This is a genomic window from Sideroxydans sp. CL21 (assembly GCF_902459525.1).
In the GTDB taxonomy this organism is placed as follows: Bacteria; Pseudomonadota; Gammaproteobacteria; order Burkholderiales; family Gallionellaceae; genus Sideroxyarcus.
The window spans coordinates 1,452,055-1,474,273 of the sequence record NZ_LR699166.1 but is presented as its reverse complement, the minus strand read 5'-3'; the positions used below and the strand labels follow the sequence as shown (position 1 = coordinate 1,474,273).

Annotated in this window: 25 protein-coding genes; all 25 read right to left on the bottom strand. The window is 55.9% G+C overall.

What is annotated here, in order from left to right; translation table 11 throughout:
* Window positions 1-117 precede the first annotated feature (117 nt).
* The 25 genes from QOY30_RS06955 to QOY30_RS06835 all read right to left on the bottom strand — a co-directional run bounded on the left by QOY30_RS06955 (window position 118) and on the right by QOY30_RS06835 (window position 22,185).
* The gene (locus tag QOY30_RS06955) at window positions 118-261 is read right to left on the bottom strand and encodes a hypothetical protein (RefSeq protein WP_283743903.1); all 144 of its coding nucleotides are present in this window, start codon (window positions 259-261) and stop codon (window positions 118-120) included.
* A 2-nt stretch (window positions 262-263) separates the two neighbouring features.
* Window positions 264-1,304, bottom strand: coding sequence for a glycosyltransferase family 2 protein (locus QOY30_RS06950; protein WP_283743902.1), 1,041 nt, complete (start codon window positions 1,302-1,304; stop codon window positions 264-266).
* A 351-nt stretch (window positions 1,305-1,655) separates the two neighbouring features.
* Entirely contained in the window at window positions 1,656-2,969 is a 1,314-nt protein-coding gene (locus tag QOY30_RS06945; RefSeq protein WP_283743901.1) for an adenylosuccinate synthase, read from the bottom strand.
* A gap of 23 nt (window positions 2,970-2,992) precedes the next feature.
* Window positions 2,993-4,150: an ATP phosphoribosyltransferase regulatory subunit gene (locus QOY30_RS06940; protein ID WP_283743900.1), complete on the bottom strand. Its 1,158-nt coding sequence runs from the start codon at window positions 4,148-4,150 to the stop codon at window positions 2,993-2,995.
* Window positions 4,151-4,352: 202 nt separating this feature from the next.
* The gene (locus QOY30_RS06935; protein ID WP_283743899.1) at window positions 4,353-4,538 is read right to left on the bottom strand and encodes a DUF2065 domain-containing protein; all 186 of its coding nucleotides are present in this window, start codon (window positions 4,536-4,538) and stop codon (window positions 4,353-4,355) included.
* Between the two features lie 6 nt (window positions 4,539-4,544).
* On the bottom strand, window positions 4,545-5,423 hold the full coding sequence (hflC, locus tag QOY30_RS06930; RefSeq protein WP_283743898.1) for a protease modulator HflC: 879 nt from the start codon (window positions 5,421-5,423) through the stop codon (window positions 4,545-4,547).
* The gene (gene hflK, locus QOY30_RS06925; protein ID WP_283743897.1) at window positions 5,423-6,616 is read right to left on the bottom strand and encodes an FtsH protease activity modulator HflK; all 1,194 of its coding nucleotides are present in this window, start codon (window positions 6,614-6,616) and stop codon (window positions 5,423-5,425) included. The genes hflC and hflK overlap by 1 nt, the downstream gene beginning before the upstream one ends.
* A 22-nt stretch (window positions 6,617-6,638) precedes the next feature.
* Window positions 6,639-7,781, bottom strand: coding sequence for a GTPase HflX (hflX, locus tag QOY30_RS06920; protein ID WP_283743896.1), 1,143 nt, complete (start codon window positions 7,779-7,781; stop codon window positions 6,639-6,641).
* On the bottom strand, window positions 7,781-8,011 hold the full coding sequence (gene hfq / locus QOY30_RS06915) for an RNA chaperone Hfq (RefSeq protein ID WP_283743895.1): 231 nt from the start codon (window positions 8,009-8,011) through the stop codon (window positions 7,781-7,783). Before hfq ends, hflX begins: the two co-directional genes overlap by 1 nt.
* Before the next feature lie 144 nt (window positions 8,012-8,155).
* Window positions 8,156-8,593, bottom strand: coding sequence for a TA system VapC family ribonuclease toxin (locus tag QOY30_RS06910; RefSeq protein ID WP_283743894.1), 438 nt, complete (start codon window positions 8,591-8,593; stop codon window positions 8,156-8,158).
* On the bottom strand, window positions 8,583-8,831 hold the full coding sequence (locus tag QOY30_RS06905) for a DUF6364 family protein (protein WP_283743893.1): 249 nt from the start codon (window positions 8,829-8,831) through the stop codon (window positions 8,583-8,585). Before QOY30_RS06905 ends, QOY30_RS06910 begins: the two co-directional genes overlap by 11 nt.
* A 61-nt stretch (window positions 8,832-8,892) precedes the next feature.
* A complete protein-coding gene (locus QOY30_RS06900; protein WP_283743892.1) occupies window positions 8,893-9,024 on the bottom strand; it encodes a hypothetical protein in 132 nt (43 codons plus the stop codon).
* 92 nt (window positions 9,025-9,116) lie between these two features.
* Window positions 9,117-9,818: a hypothetical protein gene (locus tag QOY30_RS06895; RefSeq protein WP_283743891.1), complete on the bottom strand. Its 702-nt coding sequence runs from the start codon at window positions 9,816-9,818 to the stop codon at window positions 9,117-9,119.
* Between the two features lie 42 nt (window positions 9,819-9,860).
* Complete coding sequence (der, locus tag QOY30_RS06890; RefSeq protein WP_283743890.1) at window positions 9,861-11,258, bottom strand: ribosome biogenesis GTPase Der; 1,398 nt, start codon at window positions 11,256-11,258, stop codon at window positions 9,861-9,863.
* A 6-nt stretch (window positions 11,259-11,264) separates the two neighbouring features.
* A complete protein-coding gene (bamB, locus tag QOY30_RS06885) occupies window positions 11,265-12,395 on the bottom strand; it encodes an outer membrane protein assembly factor BamB (RefSeq protein ID WP_283743889.1) in 1,131 nt (376 codons plus the stop codon).
* A complete protein-coding gene (locus QOY30_RS06880) occupies window positions 12,392-13,030 on the bottom strand; it encodes a YfgM family protein (protein ID WP_283743888.1) in 639 nt (212 codons plus the stop codon). Before QOY30_RS06880 ends, bamB begins: the two co-directional genes overlap by 4 nt.
* Window positions 13,031-13,040: 10 nt before the next feature.
* Window positions 13,041-14,312, bottom strand: coding sequence for a histidine--tRNA ligase (gene hisS / locus QOY30_RS06875; RefSeq protein ID WP_283743887.1), 1,272 nt, complete (start codon window positions 14,310-14,312; stop codon window positions 13,041-13,043).
* Between the two features lie 8 nt (window positions 14,313-14,320).
* Window positions 14,321-15,592, bottom strand: a complete 1,272-nt coding sequence (gene ispG, locus QOY30_RS06870) for a flavodoxin-dependent (E)-4-hydroxy-3-methylbut-2-enyl-diphosphate synthase (RefSeq protein WP_283743886.1) — start codon at window positions 15,590-15,592, stop codon at window positions 14,321-14,323.
* A 1-nt stretch (window position 15,593) separates the two neighbouring features.
* The gene (locus QOY30_RS06865; RefSeq protein ID WP_283743885.1) at window positions 15,594-16,616 is read right to left on the bottom strand and encodes a helix-turn-helix domain-containing protein; all 1,023 of its coding nucleotides are present in this window, start codon (window positions 16,614-16,616) and stop codon (window positions 15,594-15,596) included.
* The gene (gene pilW / locus QOY30_RS06860; protein WP_283743884.1) at window positions 16,613-17,377 is read right to left on the bottom strand and encodes a type IV pilus biogenesis/stability protein PilW; all 765 of its coding nucleotides are present in this window, start codon (window positions 17,375-17,377) and stop codon (window positions 16,613-16,615) included. Before pilW ends, QOY30_RS06865 begins: the two co-directional genes overlap by 4 nt.
* Window positions 17,374-18,456, bottom strand: a complete 1,083-nt coding sequence (gene rlmN, locus QOY30_RS06855) for a dual-specificity RNA methyltransferase RlmN (protein ID WP_283743883.1) — start codon at window positions 18,454-18,456, stop codon at window positions 17,374-17,376. Before rlmN ends, pilW begins: the two co-directional genes overlap by 4 nt.
* 10 nt (window positions 18,457-18,466) lie before the next feature.
* Window positions 18,467-18,892, bottom strand: coding sequence for a nucleoside-diphosphate kinase (gene ndk / locus QOY30_RS06850; RefSeq protein WP_283743882.1), 426 nt, complete (start codon window positions 18,890-18,892; stop codon window positions 18,467-18,469).
* Between the two features lie 212 nt (window positions 18,893-19,104).
* Window positions 19,105-20,388: a TRAP transporter large permease gene (locus QOY30_RS06845; RefSeq protein ID WP_283743881.1), complete on the bottom strand. Its 1,284-nt coding sequence runs from the start codon at window positions 20,386-20,388 to the stop codon at window positions 19,105-19,107.
* Window positions 20,385-21,092, bottom strand: coding sequence for a TRAP transporter small permease (locus QOY30_RS06840; RefSeq protein ID WP_283743880.1), 708 nt, complete (start codon window positions 21,090-21,092; stop codon window positions 20,385-20,387). Before QOY30_RS06840 ends, QOY30_RS06845 begins: the two co-directional genes overlap by 4 nt.
* A gap of 91 nt (window positions 21,093-21,183) precedes the next feature.
* The gene (locus tag QOY30_RS06835; RefSeq protein ID WP_283743879.1) at window positions 21,184-22,185 is read right to left on the bottom strand and encodes a TRAP transporter substrate-binding protein; all 1,002 of its coding nucleotides are present in this window, start codon (window positions 22,183-22,185) and stop codon (window positions 21,184-21,186) included.
* Window positions 22,186-22,219 lie beyond the last annotated feature (34 nt).

Sequence of the window (22,219 nt, the reverse complement as noted above, 5' to 3'; positions counted from 1 at the left end):
TGTGGATTAAGTCCGTTTGGCGTGCACCAGTCGAACGCCATTCACCTTTCGACAAACTCAAGGCGAACGGCGTTAATATTTCAATTGGCCAAATAAATAAACTTCTAAAGCGGGAAGTCATTGGCTAACACAACGAACGGAGGACTTGATCGGCGACTTGGGCTTGGTTGTCAAAATAACTGGTTCGTGGTTTTGTACCAGCAAATGAACAGCCAAATTGCCGCCCGCGACACCTGCATCACCGGTAACCAAAATGTTCATGCTTAGATCTTCTTGAAAATTGCAGCAACGACAAGGCCTAAGTTGCCCAACAAGGTTTGGCGGTAGATACCCGACCTCTTCAAGCCTATCAGCCGGGGCAAAATATTGCGGTTTCTGGCTGTCGCGAATTGGTCAAGGATGACCTTATTTTCAGGAGTTAGTTTGTGCTGTATACGTTGCAATGCATTGATATGTCGGTCGTTCAAATCCCTGAATCGCCCTTGCCAAAGCATGCGCATTCGGATGAAGCGGGCATGCCAACTTGAGTTCATCCCGACCAGATTGCAACCATGCTGGCGATAACGCAGGGTTGGGTGTGCATCATAAAAAACCTTGCCCCCGCAACCGCTGACGACCAGGTAAGACCACCAGTCATGCGTGATCACGTTGACGTCCTGCCCTGCCTCGCTCAACAGCTTGCGTGCTGCCTCGTTGAATACCATGGTGTTGCCGCCGCCCACGTTTTGCATCAACGCGTTGGCAAAGCTGGGCGGCTTGTCAAAAAGAGGAGAGAGGCAGATTTCCCGGTTGTTTGCATCGACGACTCTTGTGCGAGAGCAATACAGTGCAGGAACATCGCGTGGAAGACTCTGAAACCAATCCACCGCACGCTGCAGCTTGTCTGCTTCCCAGATATCGTCCTGGTCCGAGTAAGCGTAGTAATCTGCATGAATGGTTGCGTTGCAGGTTAACGACAGAAAATTTGCAACAAACCCTTCCGCAGGGCCGAAGTGGATGGAGAGCCGATCATCTCCCCATTGATCCCGGCACGCCTCGAGAATCGCATGAGTATCGTCCTGCGATCCGTCATCAGAGGCCCACACGACCCAGTTGGGAAAACTCTGTGCCGCAAACGAATCCATTTGTTCGGACAGATAAAGCTGGCCGTGATAAGTGCAGAGAAGAATGGCAACCTTGGGCAATGCAGGGACATGCTGTTTAAGCGGCTTTTGAAATTTTGTGACAACAACTTCCTGTTGCTTCGATGGCTGCTCACTCAGTCCATCGGGTATCGCAAGCGAATTTTTATTTAAGGCAAGCATTTATTGCGTTAACACCATTGATACATATTTGTTTACTAATGGGTATTTCGGGTCGGATAGTATCAAACTTGTGTTGCAGAATCTATTACAAAAAATATCTAGATATATCCAAATTACTTAAGTAAACGCTTATATATCGGGATTGTTTGGTAATTTCTTGGCTGCATTCAATCAGTTCCTGCAGATGTAACGATTATTCGCAGTCCGCGTCAATCAGACATTAACAAATCGCGGTCGTAAAATTCAAGTTTTCAGAAGCGGCGTAGCTACGTTTTTACTTTTGTTAAATTTATGTCAAAAAAAACACGCATCGTTTTTTCGATGCGTGCTCATATTGACAACTTCGGGTGCTCAGACCTTGAACGGGTGTCGCAATACAATCGTTTCATCCCGATCCGGTCCGGTGGAAACCATATCCACCGGCACTTCGCAAATCTGTGCGATGCGTTGCAGGTAGTTGCGGGCTTCCACGGGCAGTTCTTCATAACGCTTCACGCCCACGGTGCTGGCGCTCCAGCCCGGCATATCCTCGTATACCGGCACACAGCCTTCCAGCGATTCCGCGCCGACCGGCAGGATGTCGCTGAACTGGCCGTCTATCGTGTAGCCCACGCCGATACGCACCTTTTCCATACCGTCCATCACGTCCAGCTTGGTCACGCACAGGCCGGATACGCCGTTGATCTGGATAGAGCGCTTGAGCGCGGCGGCATCGAACCAGCCGCAGCGGCGCGCACGTCCGGTGGTCGCACCGAACTCGTGACCTTTAGTCGCCAGCATCTTGCCGATCGGATCCTGCTTGTCCACCGCATCATACAGTTCGGTCGGGAACGGGCCGGAGCCGACGCGCGTGGTGTATGCCTTGGTGATGCCCAGTACGTAATGCAGCATCTGCGGGCCGATACCGGCGCCGCTGCAGGCTGCACCGGCGATGCAGTTGCTGGAGGTCACAAACGGATAGGTGCCGTGATCGATATCCAGCAGCGTGCCTTGTGCGCCTTCGAACAGCAGGTTTTGTCCGGCCTTGTTTGCCTCGTACAAAGCGCGTGGCACGTCCAGCACCAGCGGTTTGATACGCTCGGCCAGCGCCAATGCATCATCCATGGTTTTCTGGAAATCCACCGTTTCCGCATGGAAATAATTTTTCAACACGAAATTATGGTAATCGAGGACTTCACCCAGCTTGGCGGCAAAACGTTTGCGGTGGAACAAGTCCTGCAGACGGATGGCGCGGCGCGCGACCTTGTCTTCGTAAGCCGGCCCGATACCGCGTCCTGTGGTGCCTATCTTGCCCGCACCTTTGGCTATTTCACGTGCTTTGTCCAACGCCTCGTGGTACGGCAGGATCAGCGGGCATGCCTCGGAGATACGCAAGCGCTCATAGACCTGTATTCCCGCTTCGACAAGCTTGTCCATTTCCTTGAGCAGCGCAGCCGGCGACAGAACCACGCCGTTGCCGATGTAGCACATCACTTCGTCGCGCAGGATGCCAGACGGGATCAGATGCAACACCGTTTTTTCACCGCCAATGACCAGCGTGTGGCCCGCATTGTGTCCACCCTGAAAGCGCACCACGCCCTGCGCATGGTCGGTCAACCAATCGACCACCTTGCCCTTGCCTTCATCGCCCCACTGGGTACCGATCACTACAACATTTTTTGACATGTTTCTTCCCTATATTCCAAGCATCAATTTTTCATTTCGACGACGACCCATTTGCCATCACGCAACACCAACTGGCGATCGCAATTCAATTCGGATTGGTATTCGGTATTGCCCAGCAGGTCGATGACGACGATATTGCCCTGCGCCCGCAATTTTTCGATAGTCGCTTCCAGTTCCGCATCCTGAAGATAGGGCGCATGGATCGCTTTGGGCTGCTCGCGCTTGGCCAGCAAACCATGCAATTGACGCAGGTCCATGCTGAATCCGGTGGCCGGGCGCGCCCGCCCGAAAGCTTTACCCACGTCGTCGTAACGGCCGCCCAATGCGATGGCATCGTGACTACCGGGGTGATATACCGCGAACACCATGCCGCTGTGATAGTGGTAACCGCGCAACTCGGCCATGTCGATGCCGATTCCGCGCGCAAGCGCCTTCAAATGGGCTGCCGCCTGTTCCAGCTCATTTAATGCAGCAGTCACTTCAGGATAAGCAGGCAGGATCGAACGGGCGCGGGCGATCACTTCCACGCCGCCGTAAAGCTGGGGCAAAGCCAGGAATGCGGTTTGTACATCCTGTGGCAGGTCGGCCACCAACCCGCGCAAGGCCGGTACATCCTTGCGTTGCAGGGCGTTGAATAATTCGGATTCCAGTGCGGGGGAAATGGATGCGTGCTTCACCAGGCTGCGGAACACGGCGACATGGCCCAGATCGAGATGCACACCTTCGATGCCCACCAGTGCCAATGTCTGCAACATCAAGCGCTGCACTTCCAGATCGCTCTCGATGCCGCCGTGGCCGTACAATTCGGCACCAATTTGCAGCGGTTCCCTGGTGCGCATCAATCCGGCAGGCTGGGTATGCAACACACTACCTGCGTAGCACAAACGCGTAACGCCCTGGCGGTTGAGCAGATGCGCATCGATACGCGCCACTTGCGGCGTGATATCGGCACGCAAAGCCAGCGTCCGCCCGCTCAACTGATCGACCAGCTTGAAGCTGCGCAGGTCCATGTCTTCGCTGTCGTTGATGAGCAGCGATTCTGCATATTCGAGCAAAGGGGGCGAAACGAGTTGATACCCGGAGCGGCGAAGCAGTTCCAGCACGTCGCGGCGTATGCTTTCGATGCGCCATGCTTCGTCCGGCAACATGTCCTGGATATATTCCGGCAGCAGCCAATTCATCTGGAAACCTTAAATAATCTGTGGCGCGGTTCGATGCACCCGCAAGAGGTAGGCCGGTGTGTTCCCGGCGGCTTTGCCGCCACCCTCCCGCTCGCGGCGTTGCGCGGTGCTCGCTCCTCACCTACCTGCTTGGTATGTCTCGTTCGCTGCGCTCCGTGCGCCTTGCACTCAAACCGCTCACGACGATTCTTAAAGATTTCCATTATTGGATCCAGTAAATCAGCAATACGCCGCATAACATCAGCGTCAGCCCGATGAAGCGGGCCTGACCATCCTGAAATTGTGACACCTTGCGCAGCGTTTCGCGCCAAGACGAGGGAAACAGGAACGGCATGATCCCCTCCAGCACCAACATCAAGCCCAAGGCCGCCAGCCAGTAATTGCCCATGCGAAATTATTTTCCGTCCTTGCCGGGGCCCTTCAGATACTTGAAGAACGGGGAGCCGGCATCCAGCACCATGATGTCGCTCTTGTTCTTGAAGCCCAGTTTGTAGACATCCAGGCTGCGATAGAAGGCATAGAACTCCGGATTGCGGCCGAATGCGCCCGCATACAATGAAGTCGCCTTGGCATCGCCTTCGCCTTTGATCTTTTGCGCATCGCGATACGCCTGCGCCAGAATCACCTCGCGTTGCCTGTCGGCATCGGCGCGGATCTTCTCGCTCTCCGCATTACCGGTCGCACGCAGTTCGTTGGCCACGCGCTTGCGTTCCGCGTCCATGCGGCGATACACCGAATCGCTGATCTCCAGCGGGAAATCCACACGTTTCAGGCGGACATCCAGCACTTCCACGCCGATCTTGCGCGCATCGAGATCGGTCTTTTCCTGGACGATGTGCATGAGCTCATCGCGCTGTCCGGACACGACTTCATGGATGGTGCGTTTGCCGAACTCTTCGCGCAGCGTCGAATTCACCGTCTGGGTCAAACGTGTCTGCGCACGCGCCTCGTCTCCGCCCACGCTGATGTAATACTGCTTAACGTCGATGATGCGCCATTTGATGAACGAATCTACCAGCACGTTCTTCTTCTCGGCAGTAATGAAACGCTCGGGATCGGCATTGTCCAGCGTCATGATGCGCGAATCGAAAAAGCGCACATTCTGGATCAGCGGCAGCTTGAATTTGATGCCGGGTGTTGTCTCCACACGCATCACTTCGCCAAGCTGGAACACGATGGCGGTCTGACGCTGGTCGACAATGAAGAAACTCATGCTGGCCAGAACCAGCACGACCACGCATGCCACCAGGAAATTAGTCATATTCAGTTTCATTAACGGGCCTCCCTGTCACGACCGAACAGCGATTCGCGACCTTGCGGAGGAACAGCCGCCGCTTCGCCTGCTGCCGGAGTATTAAGTTGTTCCGTCGGTTTGGCCGCGGCTGGCTCAGCGCCGGGATTGGTGCTCTGGATCAATTTGTCCAACGGCAGATACAACAGGTTGCCGCCGCCGCTTTTCTGGTCAACGATGACCTTGCTGGTGCTGGTCAGTATCTGCTGCTTCATGTCCTGATACATCCGTTCGCGGGTCACTTGCGGTGCTTTTTCATATTCGACCAGAATCTGTTTGAAGCGGCTGGCATCGCCTTCCGCATCGGCAATCACGCGTTGCTTGTAACCGTCCGCCTCCTGCATCAGGCGCGCTGCGGCACCTTTCGCTCTTGGCACAACGTCGTTGGCATAGGCCTGGCCTTCATTCTTCTGGCGCTCCCTGTCCTGACCGGCTTTCACCGCGTCGTCGAATGCCGCCAGAACCTGCTCCGGCGGCTGTGCGTTCTGCATGGTGACTTTGCTGATGATGATGCCCGCCTTGTAGCGGTCGAGGATGTCCTGGATGAGCTTGGTGGTCGAAGCCGCAACCTGTTCGCGCCCTTCATACAAAACGAAGTCCATTTTGCTTCTGCCCACGACCTCGCGAATGGCCGTTTCGGCGACCTGACGCACGATTTCCCTGTCATCCGGCATGCGGTTGTTGAACAGGAATTCGGCCGGATCTTTCAGGAAATATTGCACCGCGAACTGAATGTCGATGATGTTCTCGTCGTCAGTCAGCATCAACGATTCCTTGAGCATCTTGTTCTTCACATTGTCGCGGTAGCCGACTTCGACCATGCGCACCTGGCTCAGGTTGACCACTTCCACCGTCTCGATCGGATACGGGAAATGCCAGCGCGGGCCGGCATCCGTGATTTCCACCTGTTTGCCGAATCTCAGGACCACACCGCGCTGGCTGGCATCAACGATATAGAAACCGCTGGCGATCCAGATCAGCACGACGATCAGCACGATCAGACCGATACCGTTGGCCAATCCGCCAAATGAGCTGCCGTTGCCGCCCTTGGGTGCACCGCCACCGGATTTGCCGAACAGCGATTCGATTTTGCGATTGATTTTGCGCATCACCTCTTCAAGATCAGGTGGGCCGCCTCTGTTTTTATTGCCCCATTGCGGGTCGTTCAATCCCATAGTCCGTTACCTTTAGGTCAAATCAATTGTTATTCAGGGGATGCCATTCCTGCACTTGCACATCCGATTCAGGCGTATCGCGCACTTCGGCCAGCGCGGCCCGCAATTCGGCCAAACCTGCACCCGTGATTGCGCTCAAATGAATGCTGGCGATTTTACCATATTCGTCGCGCTTCACGCCCGCATCAAGGCCCTGCAGGTCGATCTTGTTGTAGACCACGATCTGCGGAATATTCTGCGCCCCGATTTCGGCCAGTACCTTGTTCACTTCGGCCACCTGGTCGTGCCGTTCCGGGCTGTTCACGTCCACCACATGCAGCAACAGGTCGGCCTGGGCGGTCTCTTCCAGCGTGCTGCGAAAAGCCGCCACCAGGCCGTGCGGCAGATGGCGGATAAAGCCCACGGTGTCGGACAGCACGACTTGCCGGTGGCTGTCGCCTTCCAGGAATATCTTGCGTGCCGTGGTGTCCAGTGTGGCAAACAACTGGTTGGCGACATAGACGTTGGCATTGGTCAAACGGTTGAACAGCGTGGACTTCCCGGCATTGGTGTAGCCGACGATGGAGACCGACATCACATCGGAACGGCTGCGCGCCTTGCGCTGCAGTTCGCGATGACGTTTGAGCTGTTTCAACCGCTCATTGAGCAGATGCACCCGCCGATCCAGTTTGCGCCTGTCCAGTTCCAATTGCGTTTCGCCGGGGCCGCGCGCGCCCACGGCAAACTTCTGCTGCCCCATATCCATGTTCATGCCGACCAGACGCGTGGATAAATACTTGAGCTGCGCCAGCTCGACCTGCACCTTGCCTTCGTGGCTCTGCGCGCGCAGCGCGAAGATATCCAGAATCAGCATGGTGCGATCGATCACGCGTGTCTGTATTTTGGCGGTAAGGTTGCGCATCTGCGCGGGAGACAGGTCGTGATTGAAGATGACCAGCGGCGCCTCCAGCTCCTCGACCAAAGCTGCGATCTCATCCACCTTGCCGCTGCCTGCAAAAGTAGAGGCGTCGGGGCGTTGCCGCTTGCCTTCTACCAGCGCAAGGGTGCGCACACCGGCGCTTTCTGCCAGCAAACGTAACTCTTCCAAACTTTCTGCGTAATCCGGTGCGCCGAAATCCAGACTGACCAACACCGCCGTATTGGCGGCAGTCGTTGACTCGTGCATTACTCGGCGTCGTACGGGATGGTGACGGCGCGTGCGGGGACGATGGTTGAAATGGCGTGCTTGTAAACCATCTGGGTGACGGTGTTTTTCAGCAGTACCACATATTGATCGAACGATTCGACCTGGCCTTGAAGTTTGATGCCGTTGACCAGATAAATGGCGACCTGCACATGTTCCTTGCGCAATGCGTTCAGGAACGGGTCTTGTAGTTGTTGCCCTTTTGCACTCATGTTGTTTGCTCTTGTAGTTCTTGGGGCGGGTACTTTACTGGAAAACAGGCTGCTACGGAAGGGCTCGTAGCCTTGAGCGCTTTTTCAAATCGGTCACGACACCCGGATTCCCCTTGGGATCCTTTTGTCTTGAGCATTGGGAAGTTAGTCCGGAATAAGAACGGTCACTTGAGTCCGGCTTAGCAGTTTTTTGAAATCGGTATCGAAGGTGATAAGGTGTTCGCCGAGTTGAATTGCCGCAGCAGCGAGCCAAGCATCAGGAATATCGTTCGCGGCCAACCTTTTCTGGATGCAGAGTTGGCGCAGCATCGGCCACTCTGCCCCGAGCGATGGTATTTCCACTCCGGGAACTTCCAGGAGCGCATCCAGAAAGCCCACGGCATCTTCCACTGGTGTTGGTTGAACGAATATTTTCGAATTTGTAACCAACCTTAAAAAACTGGCAACAACCATAGGCATCAGCTTCAGACTCGCCCCTCCTGCACAAGCTATTATGGCTTTATCCAGGCATGCATAGGCTATCTTGTGTTGAGGATGATCACTCCGTGACGCGGCAATCAACACATTGACATCAGGCGTCATCGTCAGCCGCATCCAGCATTGATTTATTGCTAAGCGGATTTAGGCCAACAACGAGCCCGCCTTGTCCCTTAAAGACTGGCAATTTTTTTTGTTTACTCACCTTGTTAGAGACTGAGGAAGAGCGGAGGCGAAGTTGTAATCCTTCCTCAATCAACCGTGTCAGGGTTGTTCGCTGCTGCGCAGCAAGAGCCTTCGCATTGGCAAGCAGGGAATCGTTAATGTCGAGAGTGGTTTTCATGCAAATACAATACAGATTTCTGTATGTATCGTCAAGCAAGGGCCTTCGACGCTTGTTCGCATTAATCCCGGCGCCCGGTTCGCCCCCTGGCGACCCACTCACGCAACTCTGCAACGACTGCGCTTGTCATGAAAGCAACCATGAATGTCGTCAAGACCAGTGTGATTATCAAACCCGATAATAAGTATTTCATCTCGACCTCCTGCAATGCGGATGTTAGCTGCTTGCTTATTATTGCGGCTTGAATCAGCGTTACTTGAGCGAGTGCAGAAGTCTTCTTACTGATTACCGATTCCGGGAAAGGTCACGCTTCAGTTCCAGTTCTTGGGGCAGTGAACTTGAACGCCCCATCAAAAATCGGCCAATATCGTCAAACGTTCCGGCTTGCAACTGTTCAGGTTTCAACTTGGCCTTCATTTCACCGAAACCATCAAGGTTATTACATTCCAGATCGACAGTGCCATCAGCATAATTGCCCTGAAAACGCATCCAGATCAGAAACTCCGGCTCGAAACTTACCTGAAAGGTCACTTTCTGCGGGCGGTTCCGCCACATTTCATGCATGTCTTCAACCGGCTTCAGCCCGAAAGCCTGTATATCTTGCTTTAACTCGTCATACTGCTCCCAGCGGCGAGTGACTTTAACCGGTTCAGGAACGGTCAGCCGTACCTGAAAATTCACATAATCCATCAGCGCATTATCCGCCAGGCTTTGCTTGCGAAATTCGACCATCCCGTATTTCCATTTCAACCGGGAGAATTGGGCTCTGCCGTCCAACGCATAGATACGGGGAACGTCAGGCTCGAGAGCATTCAAATGTTTGGTGAACAGGTTGAAAAAATGAAACGACCGTTCCAGAGCATCATTCACGCTTTGTGTCGTCGTCTGACGGTCTTGCTGCTGTGCGCGTTTCGCTTCCAGCTTTTGCGACGCCTCACTGGCCAGTTCTGCCAAGAAACCGCTCATCTCGTTATCCGATTGGTTCATGCTCGATTATCCCAATAAAAAAATCGGCAAAATTGATGGCAACTAACCGTACAGCCTGCGCCCGCGGATACGTGCGCGATGGGCGGCACGTTGCTCGCTCTCTGTAAGCACATGCTTCTTGTCCGCGAAAGGGTTCTTGCCGGATTTGAATTCGATGCGCAACGGAGTGCCTTGCAGCTTGAATGCATCGCAAAAGGTCGCCTCCAGAAAACGGCGATAACTGTCGGGCACTTTGTCCAGCGCGCTGCCGTGGATGATGATGAGCGGCGGATTGCTGCCGCCCTGATGGGCATAGCGCATCTTGGGACGGAAACTGCCCACGCGCGGCGGCTGTTGCTTCTGCAACGCCTCTTCCAGCACCCGGGTGAGTTGCGGCGTGGGAAGCTTGGCCATGGCAGCCGTGTAAGCCTGGTTCACCGATTTCAGCAGCGCATCCACACCCGTCCCGTTCAGTGCGGAAATGAAGTGGTGCTTGGCAAAATTCAGGAAATGCAGCTTGCGTTCGATGTCGCGCTTGGTCGTGTCGCGTTTGTATTCGTCCAGGCCGTCCCACTTGTTCACTGCGAGCACCAGCGCGCGTCCGGCTTGCAGCACAAAATCGGCAAGGTGCGCATCCTGCTCGGTGATCTGGTCGCGGGCATCCACCACCAGCACCACGACATTGGCATCCTCGATGGCCTGCAGCGTCTTCACCACCGAGAATTTTTCGACTGCCTCGTCAACTTTACCGCGACGGCGCACGCCGGCGGTGTCGATGATGGTGTATTTCTTTCCCTCGCGTTCGAAATCGATGTAGATCGAATCGCGCGTGGTGCCAGGCTGGTCGAAGGCAATGACGCGCTCTTCGCCGAGAATGGCATTCACCAGCGTGGATTTGCCCACGTTCGGGCGACCGACGATGGCGAGTTTTGGATGATCGGATTTTTCTTCGACTTCCGCTTCGGTGGCCGGTAGTTCATCCAGCGCGACTTCGATCATCTCGGCGACATTGTCGCCGTGCGCGGAAGAAATGGGGATTGGCGTACCCAGTCCGAGTTCGTGGAAATCCACGGTGGCACGCGCACTCTGCATACCCTCTGATTTGTTCACCAGCAACAACAGCGGACGACCTGTCTTGCGCAGCTGGGTGGCGATGATGCGGTCCTGCGGCGTTACCCCGTCCCGACCATCGACGATGAACAGGACCATATCCGCCTCGTCCACCGCCTGCCGTGTCTGCTTGGCCATCTCATGCAGGATGCCCTCCTTGGCGACCGGCTCCAGACCGCCGGTATCAACGACCAGATAGGGCCGTTCGCCCACGCGACCGCGCCCGTAGTGTCGGTCGCGGGTCAATCCGGGCAAGTCCGCCACCAGCGCATCACGGCTGCGCGTGAGGCGATTGAATAAAGTGGATTTACCCACATTGGGACGGCCGACGAGTACGAGAGTAGGTAACATTTTCTTTTAGTGGATAGCGATGGAGTACAGTTCGCCGCCGCTGGTTTGAACCAAGGCACCGTCACCCAGAGTGACAGGTGCATCCTGGATCGCGCTGCCATCGGTTTTGCTGCGCGCGACAAAACTGCCGTCGTCGCTTTTCAGCACATGCAGGTAGCCTTCATAATCGCCCACCACCAGATAGTCGTCCAGCGGGTAAGCGGCTGTTACTTTGCGATTCGTGAGCTGGTTGTTCTTCCATATTGTTGCACCTGTGCTTTTGTCCAGCGCCAGCACATTGCTGTCGGAATCGGTGATATACAGATTCTTGCCGGAAATCGCCAGGCCTTTTTCGCTGGCGATGTCGCGCGTCCACAATGCGCCACCCTGCACGGCATCGAAACAGGCCATGCTTCCCTGGAAGGCGACCGCGCAAACCTGGGCATCCTCCACCACCGGCAGACTGGTGATGTCGCTGATGCGTTCCAGTTCGGTGCTGCCGCGCGGCTGCGAAACCGAGGACTCCCACACCACCACGCCATTCTTCAGGCCGATCGCCGCCAATTTCCCTGCCGCGAAGCCCGCATAAACCAGGTCGTTGCGTATCACCACACTGGCATGACTGCGCACGATCAGCGTGGGGGTAGCGCGTTCATATAACCACAGGCGGCTGCCGTCTTTCGCGCTCAAACCGGTGATGCGCTGGTTGCCGGTGCGTACCACCACAATGCCGTCGGCGATCATGGGCGCAGCCAGTACCTCGCTTGAAACCTTGACCTTCCATTGCAACTGGCCGGTATCTTCGTCGAACGCGGCAAGTTCACCTTTCCCGCCGCCAACCAATACCAATCCTTCACCCGCGCCAACTCCACCGGTTATTTCAAAACCGCTATCGATACGCCATGACTGTTTGCCGGTATTGCGGTCGAAACGAAAGATATTGCCTTTTGCATTCGCCGCAAATACCGCTTCGCGCGTCACCGCAGGAAACAGTTCGCTCAAACCTGCGCCACCAACGTCGGCTTTCCAGCGCACGTCAATCTTGGTGGTAGCCTTGAAATCCACCAGCTTGGTGGGTTCTATGGTCGGTTTGTCGCTGCTGCAGGCAGCCATCAAGACAGGCAGCAGCATGACGGCGAATTGACGTTGCAATTTCATTTGGCGTTGCCCAGGCCGTCCATTTTCAGTTGGATCAGGTTGCGATATGAGTTCTTGGCATCGATCTTATCGTAGGCTTGCTGGTATGCGGCACGCGCCTCGGCTGTCTTGCCTTGTGCGCTCAACACATCGCCCCGAAGATCGGCGTAAAGCCCCGTGAAAGACTCGGGATGCGCGGCGTCAAGCAATTTGAGCGCGTCATCGTATTTTTTCTCGTCGAGCAATACGCTCGCCAGTTTCAGGCGTGCCGTATCCTGCAAGTCTGTTTCATTCGCATGTTCGATCACCCACTGCAATTGCACCGTGGCATGCGCCACATCGTGTGCCTGCAAACTGGCCTGCGCTGCCAGCAGTTCCGCGCGGGGCGCGTAAGCGCTGCTGCCATAGCGGCTGACCAGCGCATCCGCCGCGTCGCCGATGCGTTTGGCATCGTTGGAGGCGGCTTGCTTGACCACTTCGGCATACAGTTTCGCAGCTTCCGCAGCCTGACTGGACTGGTAGTTTTTCCAGTACATGGTGCCCGAAAAACCGAGCAGGCCGATCACCAGAATGCCAATGACCCACTTGCCATTTTCTTTCCACCAGGCCTTGAGCTCATCCACCTGTTCTTGTTCCTGCAGATCCAAACTAGACATTTTCATTTCCTCACTTGATCAATTCACGAACTTTTTGCTGCAAATCATCCATTCCAACGCGCTGTTGTTCTGCTCCCCCGCGCAAGGGTTTGAGCATGACGGCATTCGCTGCCGCTTCGTCATCGCCGATGATGACCGCGCATACTGCCGCACTGCCGTCGGCTTTTTTCATCTGCGACTTGAAGCTGCCGCCGCCGCAATGCAACAGCACGCGCAACCCGCCATCGCGCAGATCCTCTGCCGCACGCCAGGCCAGACTCCGCGCCTGCTCGCCCTGATGCACCACATATACATCCAGGGGCGCAGCGGGGTTCTGCATGCCGCTTTCCTGCAACAAAGCCAGCAGGCGTTCCACCCCCATTGCAAACCCGCACGCCGGTGCCGGTTTCCCGCCGATCTGCTCGACAAGGCCGTCATAACGGCCTCCGGCACAGATTGTTCCCTGCGCACCGAGGCGTGTCGTGACCCATTCGAACACTGTGCGGTTATAGTAGTCCAGTCCGCGCACCAGTCTCGGGTTGATCTCGAACCCGATGCCATGTTGTTTAAGGATCGCCTGCACTGCCTCGAAATGCCCGATGGCATCTTCTTCCAGTTCGTCCATCAGTTTCGGTGCCGCGCTCACCAGTTCCTGCATGGCCGGATTCTTGGTATCCAGGATACGCAAGGGGTTGCTGTGCAAACGACGCTGCGCATCGGCATCCAGCGCGTCCTTGTGCCGCTCGAAATAGGCGATCAGCTTTTCGCGGTGACGCTGGCGGGAAGCCGCATCTCCCAGCGAGTTGATCTGCAAGGCCACATCGCCAATGCCCAATTTTTTCCAGAGCCGCGCGCACATCACGATCTGCTCGGCATCGATGTCCGGCCCGGCAAAACCCAGCGCTTCCACGCCGATCTGGTGAAACTGGCGGTAGCGCCCCTTCTGCGGACGCTCGTGGCGAAACATCGCACCGCCGTAATATAGACGCTGCGGCGCGTTATACAGCAAATTGTGCTGCAATGCCGCACGCACGCAGGAAGCTGTCCCCTCGGGGCGCAGCGTCAGTTGGTCGCCATTCAGGCTGTCCTCGAAGCTGTACATCTCTTTCTCGACGATATCGGTGACTTCACCGATGGCGCGCTTGAACAGCGCAGTCGGCTCCACCAGCGGCATGCGGATATTGCGATAGCCGTAGCCTTCCAGCCAGTCTCGCACCGTGTCCTCGAACCAAAGCCATAAACCTGCCTCGTCCGGCAGAATATCGTTCATGCCGCGCACGGCCTGTAATGTTTCGTTGCTCATCTGCTTACTCAAACCGCTTTGATCTCGATGCGCCTGCCGGCCTTCTCGCCCGGCGCGCGTCTGGCATAGTTGCGCACAATATAGTCGTCCACGATCTGCTGGAATTCCTGCGCGATGCGGTCGCCGCGCAAGGTCGTGACTTTTTCACCGTCCACATATACCGGTGCGGACGGATTTTCACCCGTACCTGGCAGGCTGATGCCGATGTTGGCCATCTTGCTTTCGCCGGGTCCGTTGACGATGCATCCCATCACCGCGACTGTCATCTCTTCCACGCCGCTGTATTGTTCGCGCCATACCGGCATCTGCTGGCGCAGATAATTCTGGATGCTCTGGGCCAGCTCCTGGAATACGGTGCTCGTCGTGCGTCCGCATCCGGGACATGCGGTGACCATCGGCGTGAACGAACGCAATCCCATGGTCTGCAAGATCTCCTGCGCCACCACCACTTCCTGCGTGCGTGCGCCGCCCGGCTCGGGCGTCAGCGAAATGCGTATCGTGTCGCCTATACCCTGCTGCAACAGCACCGCCAGCGCCGCGGTGGAACCCACGATGCCTTTCGAACCCATGCCGGCTTCGGTCAAGCCCAGATGCAAGGGGTAGTCGCAACGATTCGCCAGTTCCCGGTATACGGCGATCAGATCCTGCACGCCGCTGACTTTGCAGGACAGCACGATGCGGTCATGTGCCAGACCCAGTTCCTCGGCGCGCCGGGCAGAGTCCAGCGCGGAAACGATCAGCGCCTCGCGTGTGACCTCTGCAACTTCTTTGGGCTGCGCCAGCCTGGCGTTCTCGTCCATCATGCGCACCACCAGGTCCTGATCCAGGCTGCCCCAATTCACACCGATGCGAACCGGTTTGTCGTATTGCCTGGCCACCCCGATCATCATGGCGAACTGATCCTCGCCTTTCCGGTTCTTGCCCACGTTGCCGGGATTGATGCGGTATTTCGCCAGCGCCTGCGCGCATTCTGGGAACTCGGTCAGCAGGCGGTGTCCGTTGTAGTGAAAATCGCCGATCAGCGGCACGTCGCACCCCATGTCATCCAGCATCTTGCGGATACGCGGAACCTGAACGGCAGCTTCTGAAGTATTCACCGTGATACGAACCAGTTCGGAACCGGCCTGCGCCAGCTCAAATACCTGGCGTGCCGTGCCTTCCGCATCGACAGTGTCGGTGTTGGTCATGGATTGCACAACGATATTTGTATCGCCGCCGATAGCAATATCGCCAACAAGCACGCGCTGCGTCGAACGACGCGAGATAGGAGGATGACTCATCTTATTCCACCTTCAGGTGCGCAACATCCATCCCGGCATACGCCGAGAGATCGATCTCTTTGCCCCTGAAAAACAATTTAACGTTGGCCGGATGCGCGATCGATATGTCGTACGGCTCGTGCCGTGGCCCTCCGACCCATTTCTCGGTGCCTCTCGGATTGTTCCGCGACAGAAGAACTACCCCATGAGCATCTATTACCTCGGCCCACGCACTTTCAATGAATACCAGGTGCAGAGGCCGACGCTTGAGCACTTCCAGCGGGATGGGCTGCTTGTCCGCCGCCACAGGTGCAGAAGCAGCTTCTATCTGGGCAAGCGGCTGCACGGCAGCAGGCTTGGGCTTGGATGATTTGGGCTGTTTGACCGTCGCCACCGGCGCGGATGCAGCTTCAATCTGCGGTGCCGGATTCACCACAGGCTGTTCAGATTTGGGTTTTTCGGCTGTTTTATCCGGCTCGATCACTTGTGCGACTTCAGGATTTTTCGCCTGCACCTCGGTCTCCGCCACAGCCGAAACGGCAACTTCAACTTCAGCCTTCGGCAAGGTCACGGGTTCGACGACGACCCTGGTCGGCTTTGCTGTCGGCTCGCCTGCATGGAGCAGCACGAACAATCCCAGCACCAGCGCGACAACCAGTGCGCCGGCCAACCACAGCACATTGATGCGCCGCAATGATTGCATGTTCGGAAACACCGCATTCACTGCCTGCGCCTTTGCAGCAACCTGTCCGGAAGGATCGGCAGGCAAAGCTGCGATCAGCGCCACTTCATCCAGGTGCAACACACGAGCGTAGCTGCGCACAAAACCGCGCACAAAGGCGGGTTCCGGCAAATGCGCAAAATCATTCGCTTCCAATGCTTCAACCTGCTTCGGGGCAAACTTGATCCGATCCGCAACGTCATGCACGCTCATGCCCAAGCGCTCACGCGCCTCGCGCAACGTCATGCCGACATCAAGCACCGGCTGTTGCTGATCCGCAGGTTCCTTTTTTGCGTTAACGGGGGTGCCGGAAGTATCCATCATTGCCCTTGCGATAACTGTTGGGCTTCGGGGGAATCGGGATAGTTCTTGCGCAATTGCAGGGCATAGCTGGCTTCGGAATTGCGATCATGCATCTTGCGCTCGATACGTACTGCCAGCCACAGTTGTTCGGCATTCGGTTCGGCATTTACCTGCATGAAGCGATTGAAATAGGACTTTGCGGCAGCAAAGTCTCCTTTGGAATAATTCAAGTCCGCCAAACCATATAACGCATTCGGCATATCGGGGCGCAGAACCAGCGCTCGCTGCAGATTGCTTTCCGCCTCCTTCGTCAGCCCCGCCTTCCTTGAGCATAAGCCCAGGTTGGCGTAAGCCACTTCCGGCGTGGAATACAGCGGATTGTTCAAAGCATCCTGGAATTGCTTGAAGGATTCCTTCATATTCCCGTTTTGGCAAAGGAACCATCCATAGTTATTGTGCGTCTCGGAATTCGCGCTATCCAGTCTCAGGCTGTGCTGGAAATCTTCGTCCGCCTTGTCATTTTCATGCAACGCCACCCGTACCAATGCCCGCACATTATAGGCTTGCGGAAAACCCGCATCCGCCTTCAGCGCCACCGCCACCTCCTGCAAGGCCACGCCATATTGGGCCCGGTCGTAATACATGCCCGCCAGCTCGGTGTGTATCCTGGCGATTTTCTGCGCACGTGTCGTATCGCCCTGCGGCGTACCTTCGGAACCGCCCCCTTGCGATGCGCAGGCCGACAACAACGATACAAGGAGAAACAGTTTGAATAGCTTCATTGGCTCACCTCAATCAATCGATGTGTTCGTTTTGTCTTGTCCTGCACCTGCCCTGCCAACTGTCCGCAAGCTGCCGCGATATCGTCGCCGCGCACCTTGCGTATGGTGGTAACGATATTTGCCTGCATCAACACATCGCGAAAACGCAACACTGTCTGCATGTCGGAACGCTGATATGGCGCCTGCGGGAAAGGATTGAACGGGATCAGGTTGAATTTGCACGGCACCGCGCGCACCAGCTCGATCAGCTCGCGCGCATGTTGCACGCTATCGTTCACCCCCGCCAGCATCACGTATTCGAACGTCACAAAATCGCGCGGAGCCTTTTCCAGATAGCGCAGGCAAGCCGCCATCAATTCGCTCAGCGGGTATTTCTGGTTGATCGGCACCAGCACATTGCGCAACGCATCGTTCGGCGCATGCAGGGAAACCGCCAGCGCCACCGGGCATGCGTCACGCAGCCTGTCCATCGCGGGCACCACGCCGGAAGTGGAAACCGTCACGCGGCGACGCGACAAGCCGTAGGCATTGTCGTCCAGCATCAGGCGCAAGGCGCTGACGGTATTGTCGAAATTCAACAATGGCTCGCCCATGCCCATCATGACCACGTTAGTGATGGGCCAATTGCCGTCGGCATTTTTGCCAAGTTCATGGTTTGCCCACCACACTTGGCCGATGATCTCGGCGGTCGACAGGTTGCGGTTGAAGCCCTGCTTGCCTGTAGAACAGAAGGAGCAATCAAGGGCGCATCCGGCTTGCGTCGAGACGCATAATGTTCCGCGATCCTCTTCAGGGATATACACGGTCTCAACTGCATTGCCCGTGCCCACATCCAGCAACCATTTGCATGTCCCGTCGGAAGCGATTTCTTCCTTCATCACTTTGGGAGTTTGTATGCAGGCGATCTGCTTGAGTTTTTCGCGAAGAGAGATCGCCAGATCGCTCATCGCATCGAAATCGGACTCCCCGCTTTTGTATATCCAGCGTAACACTTGCTTGGCGCGGAACGGCTTTTCGCCGTGTTCCGCAAACCATGCGGTCATTGCTGCCGGTTCAAAATCGAGGAGGTTTTGCTTCATCGGTAACAACTTAGCGCGAATAAACGTTCAGCGCCGGGAAGAAATAGGCAATCTCGACTGCTGCAGTTTCAGCCGCGTCGGAGCCGTGTACCGCATTGGCGTCGATGCTGTCGGCAAAGTCCGCACGAATGGTGCCCTTGTCGGCTTTCTTCGGATCGGTCGCGCCCATCAGGTCACGATTTTTCAGGATGGCGCCTTCGCCTTGCAGCACCTGGATCATCACCGGGCCGGAGATCATGAAGTTCACCAGGTCGTTGAAGAAAGGGCGAGCGCGATGCACCGCATAGAAACCTTCCGCTTCGGCGCGCGACAGTTGTGTCATGCGTGCTGCCACGATCTTCAGGCCTGCGCCCTCAAAACGGGAATAAATCTGGCCGATGACGTTCTTCGCCACGGCATCGGGTTTGATGATTGAAAGGGTACGTTCGACGGCCATGCTTCTCTCCAAAATGAATGTGCTTCAGAAAATTCTGAGGGCGCGATTCTATCAGGATTTGGCTACCCTGTCGCAGGGCAGCATCGCTTCCAATCAAGGGCTGGCATCATGATCAGGCTCTTTACAAGACGGCGCTTGCGATGAATTTCAGTCGATTCGGCAGCTTTCCCGGACATGAAACAGGTTCGAGCTGATTGGCCGGTTCTGTATCGTTACATTGCACCGACCAATCTCGGGAACCACAGCGACAATGCCGGCCAATAGGTAACCAGCAACAGGAAGCCCAGCATGGAGAGCAGCCACGGCCAGACCGCGACGGTCAGCTCGGTAATCCCCATTTTTGCAATGCCAGACGCGACATAGAGATTAAGGCCGACCGGCGGATGGCACATCCCGACTTCCATGTTCACCACCATGATGATGCCGAAGTGCACCGGATCGATCCCCAGCTTCATCGCCACCGGGAACAGGATCGGTGCAAAGATCAATACGATGGATGACGGCTCCATGAAATTTCCGGCGAGAAGCAGGATGACATTACATGCAAGCAGGAAAGTGATCATGCCCAGGCCGTTGCCCAGCATCCAGTTCGCCAAAGCCTGCGGGATGTTTTCGTTGGTCAGGATGAACGAGAAGAGCATGGCGTTGGTGATGATATAGAGCAGCATCGCGGACATATTGGCCGAATTGAGCAGCACCCGGGGCACGTCCTTGATACTCAAATCTTTGTAAACAAAGACCGCCACAAAAAAGGCATAGACCGCGCTCATCGCCGCCGCTTCAGTCGGCGTGAACAAGCCCATGTAGATGCCGCCCATGACGATCACGATCAACAGCAAACCCCATACCGATTCGCGGAATGCCTTCAGTCGCTCGGCCCAACTTGCCTTCTGCAAGCGCGGATAGTTGAATTTCCTCGCCCGATAATAAGTTACACCGCCCAGGATACAGGCCAGAACGATACCTGGCACGACGCCCGCCATGAACAGGGCTCCGACCGAGGTGTTGGTCGCCACCGCGTACATGACCATCACGATCGAAGGCGGAATCAGGATACCGAGCGCCCCCGAAGTGGTGATGATGCCGGCCCCGAATTTTTTGGGAAAACCGGCCTTGACCATCGCCGGCAACAGGATCGAGCCGATCGCCACCACCGTTGCCGGCGAAGAACCCGAGATCGCCGCGAACAAGGCACACGCCAGCACTCCGGACAAGCCGAGACCGCCGTACAGGTGGCCCACCATGGACGAGGCGAAGCGGATCATGCGTTTCGCCACGCCGCCGTGGGTGAGAAAATTGCCGGCAAGAATGAAGAACGGGATCGCCATGATCTCGAAATTCTCAATACCCGTGAACAGTTTAAGCGCAACCGACTCGATCGGAACCTGCGTGAACATGAACAGAAAACTGAGTACGGTTAGACCAAGCGAAATCGAGATCGGCATCCCGGTCAGCATGAGCCCCAACAGCAGTATGAAAATGATCGAGGCGTTCATTCCGGTTTGTCATCCTTGTTGTCACGATGACGCCCAATGCCGTCTACAGGATGTTCAAGATCAGCCGGATGAAGATTGTCACCCATCGCATACACATTGATATCGACCGGCGTTTCATCATCTTCAAGGCCGTCAACGTGTCCGTGATCATGATGCGGCAAGTCGCCGGTCTTGAGAAAAACGACCAACACTTGCAGAAAACGGAAACACATCAGACCGGTGCCGAGCGGAATCGCCGAATAAACCATCCAGGTCGGCCACTCCAGGTCCGGCGTCGTAGGCCCCTCCGGCACATCGCCAAACGGGCTGCCGATCAGGCCAAGATACGCGTGGTGGGCGCCGTTCTCCCAGACAAAGTAGGCACCCAGCGTAGCCACGATGCCGGTGAACAGCATTCCGGCCAGCAGGCCGAAAACGATGAACTTGGCGCGCATCTTTTCGTCCAGCCGGTTGATCAGCACGTCTACACCGACGTGGATGCCGGTACGCACGCCGTAAGCGGCCCCGAACTTGGCCATCCAGACGAACATGATGATGGTGAGTTCCTGCGCCCAGGAGAAGTTGATGCCCAGAAGCCAATCCTGAACGATGGGAATGCTAAGGCCGGCTGCGTAACGATGGACGACGGAGACGAAAATGATCAATGTCGCTCCGGCCATGAGAAAGGAAATCAACCATTCCTCAAGATGATCAAGAAATTTCACGAACGATGCTCCCCCTCATCTGCTGCAAGTCTATGAGACTGATTCCGGTGCCATGCTGCCGAAGAACACAGACGCGCATGGCAACCGATGATTACAGCTTGCTCGGATCAGTGCCGGTCTCTTTGTAGATAGACTGCAGCAAGTCGCTGCCGACGCGATCTGCCATCTTGATGTGAACGGGTGCCATTGCCTTCTTGAACGCCATTCTTTCTTCCTTGGTCGGCGTATAGACTGTTGTCTTGCCGCTCTTCTTGACCTCTTCCAGCGCGGTATCGTTTTCTTCCTGAGCGATCTTGTTGGCGTAATCGGTCGCTTCCTTCATCGCCTGTTCAAGTTCGCCGCGTATGTCAGGCGGCAAACCGTCCCAGAACTTCTTGTTGACGATCACCGCATAGCCCAGGTAACCGTGATTGGTCAACGTCAGATATTTCTGAACTTCGTTCATCTTCTGCGTGTAGAAATTGGAGATCGGATTTTCGGTACCGTCCACCACACCGGTCGACAATGCCTGATAGACCTCGGAGAAAGCGATCACCTGGGGAATTGCACCTACCGATCGCATCTCTTCTTCGAGCACCTTGGAAGACTGGATGCGCATCTTCTTGCCCTTGAGGTCGGCAGGCGTCCTTATGGGCGTATTCGCCGAAAAAGACTTGAAGCCGTTATCCCAGAAGGCCAGCCCCTTGATGCCCTTGGGTTCCAGCTTGGCCAGCAGGCTGGCTCCGATCGGCCCCTGTGTGATCTTGTGCAGCTCTGCGTAGTTGTCGAAGATGAAAGGAATATCGAAGGCCTCGAATTCCTTGACGCCGAGCGGGCCGAACTTCGCCAGGGACGGTGCCAGCATCTGTACCGCGCCGATTTGCAGCGCTTCCATCTCTTCCTTGTCCTTGTACAGGGAACTGTTGGGGTAGACCTCAACCTTGACTTTCCCCTTGGTTAACTCTGCTGCCCGTTTGGCGAAAAAATCCGACGCTTTGCCCTTGGGCGTATTGTTTGCAACGACGTGACTGAATTTGATGATGATGGGATCGGCAGATGCAGCCAGAGACAGACTCAACAACAATACACTGCACAATGCGCTTATGATTTTCATAGTTCTCTCCCTGATAAATTTTAGGTTCCGGCAC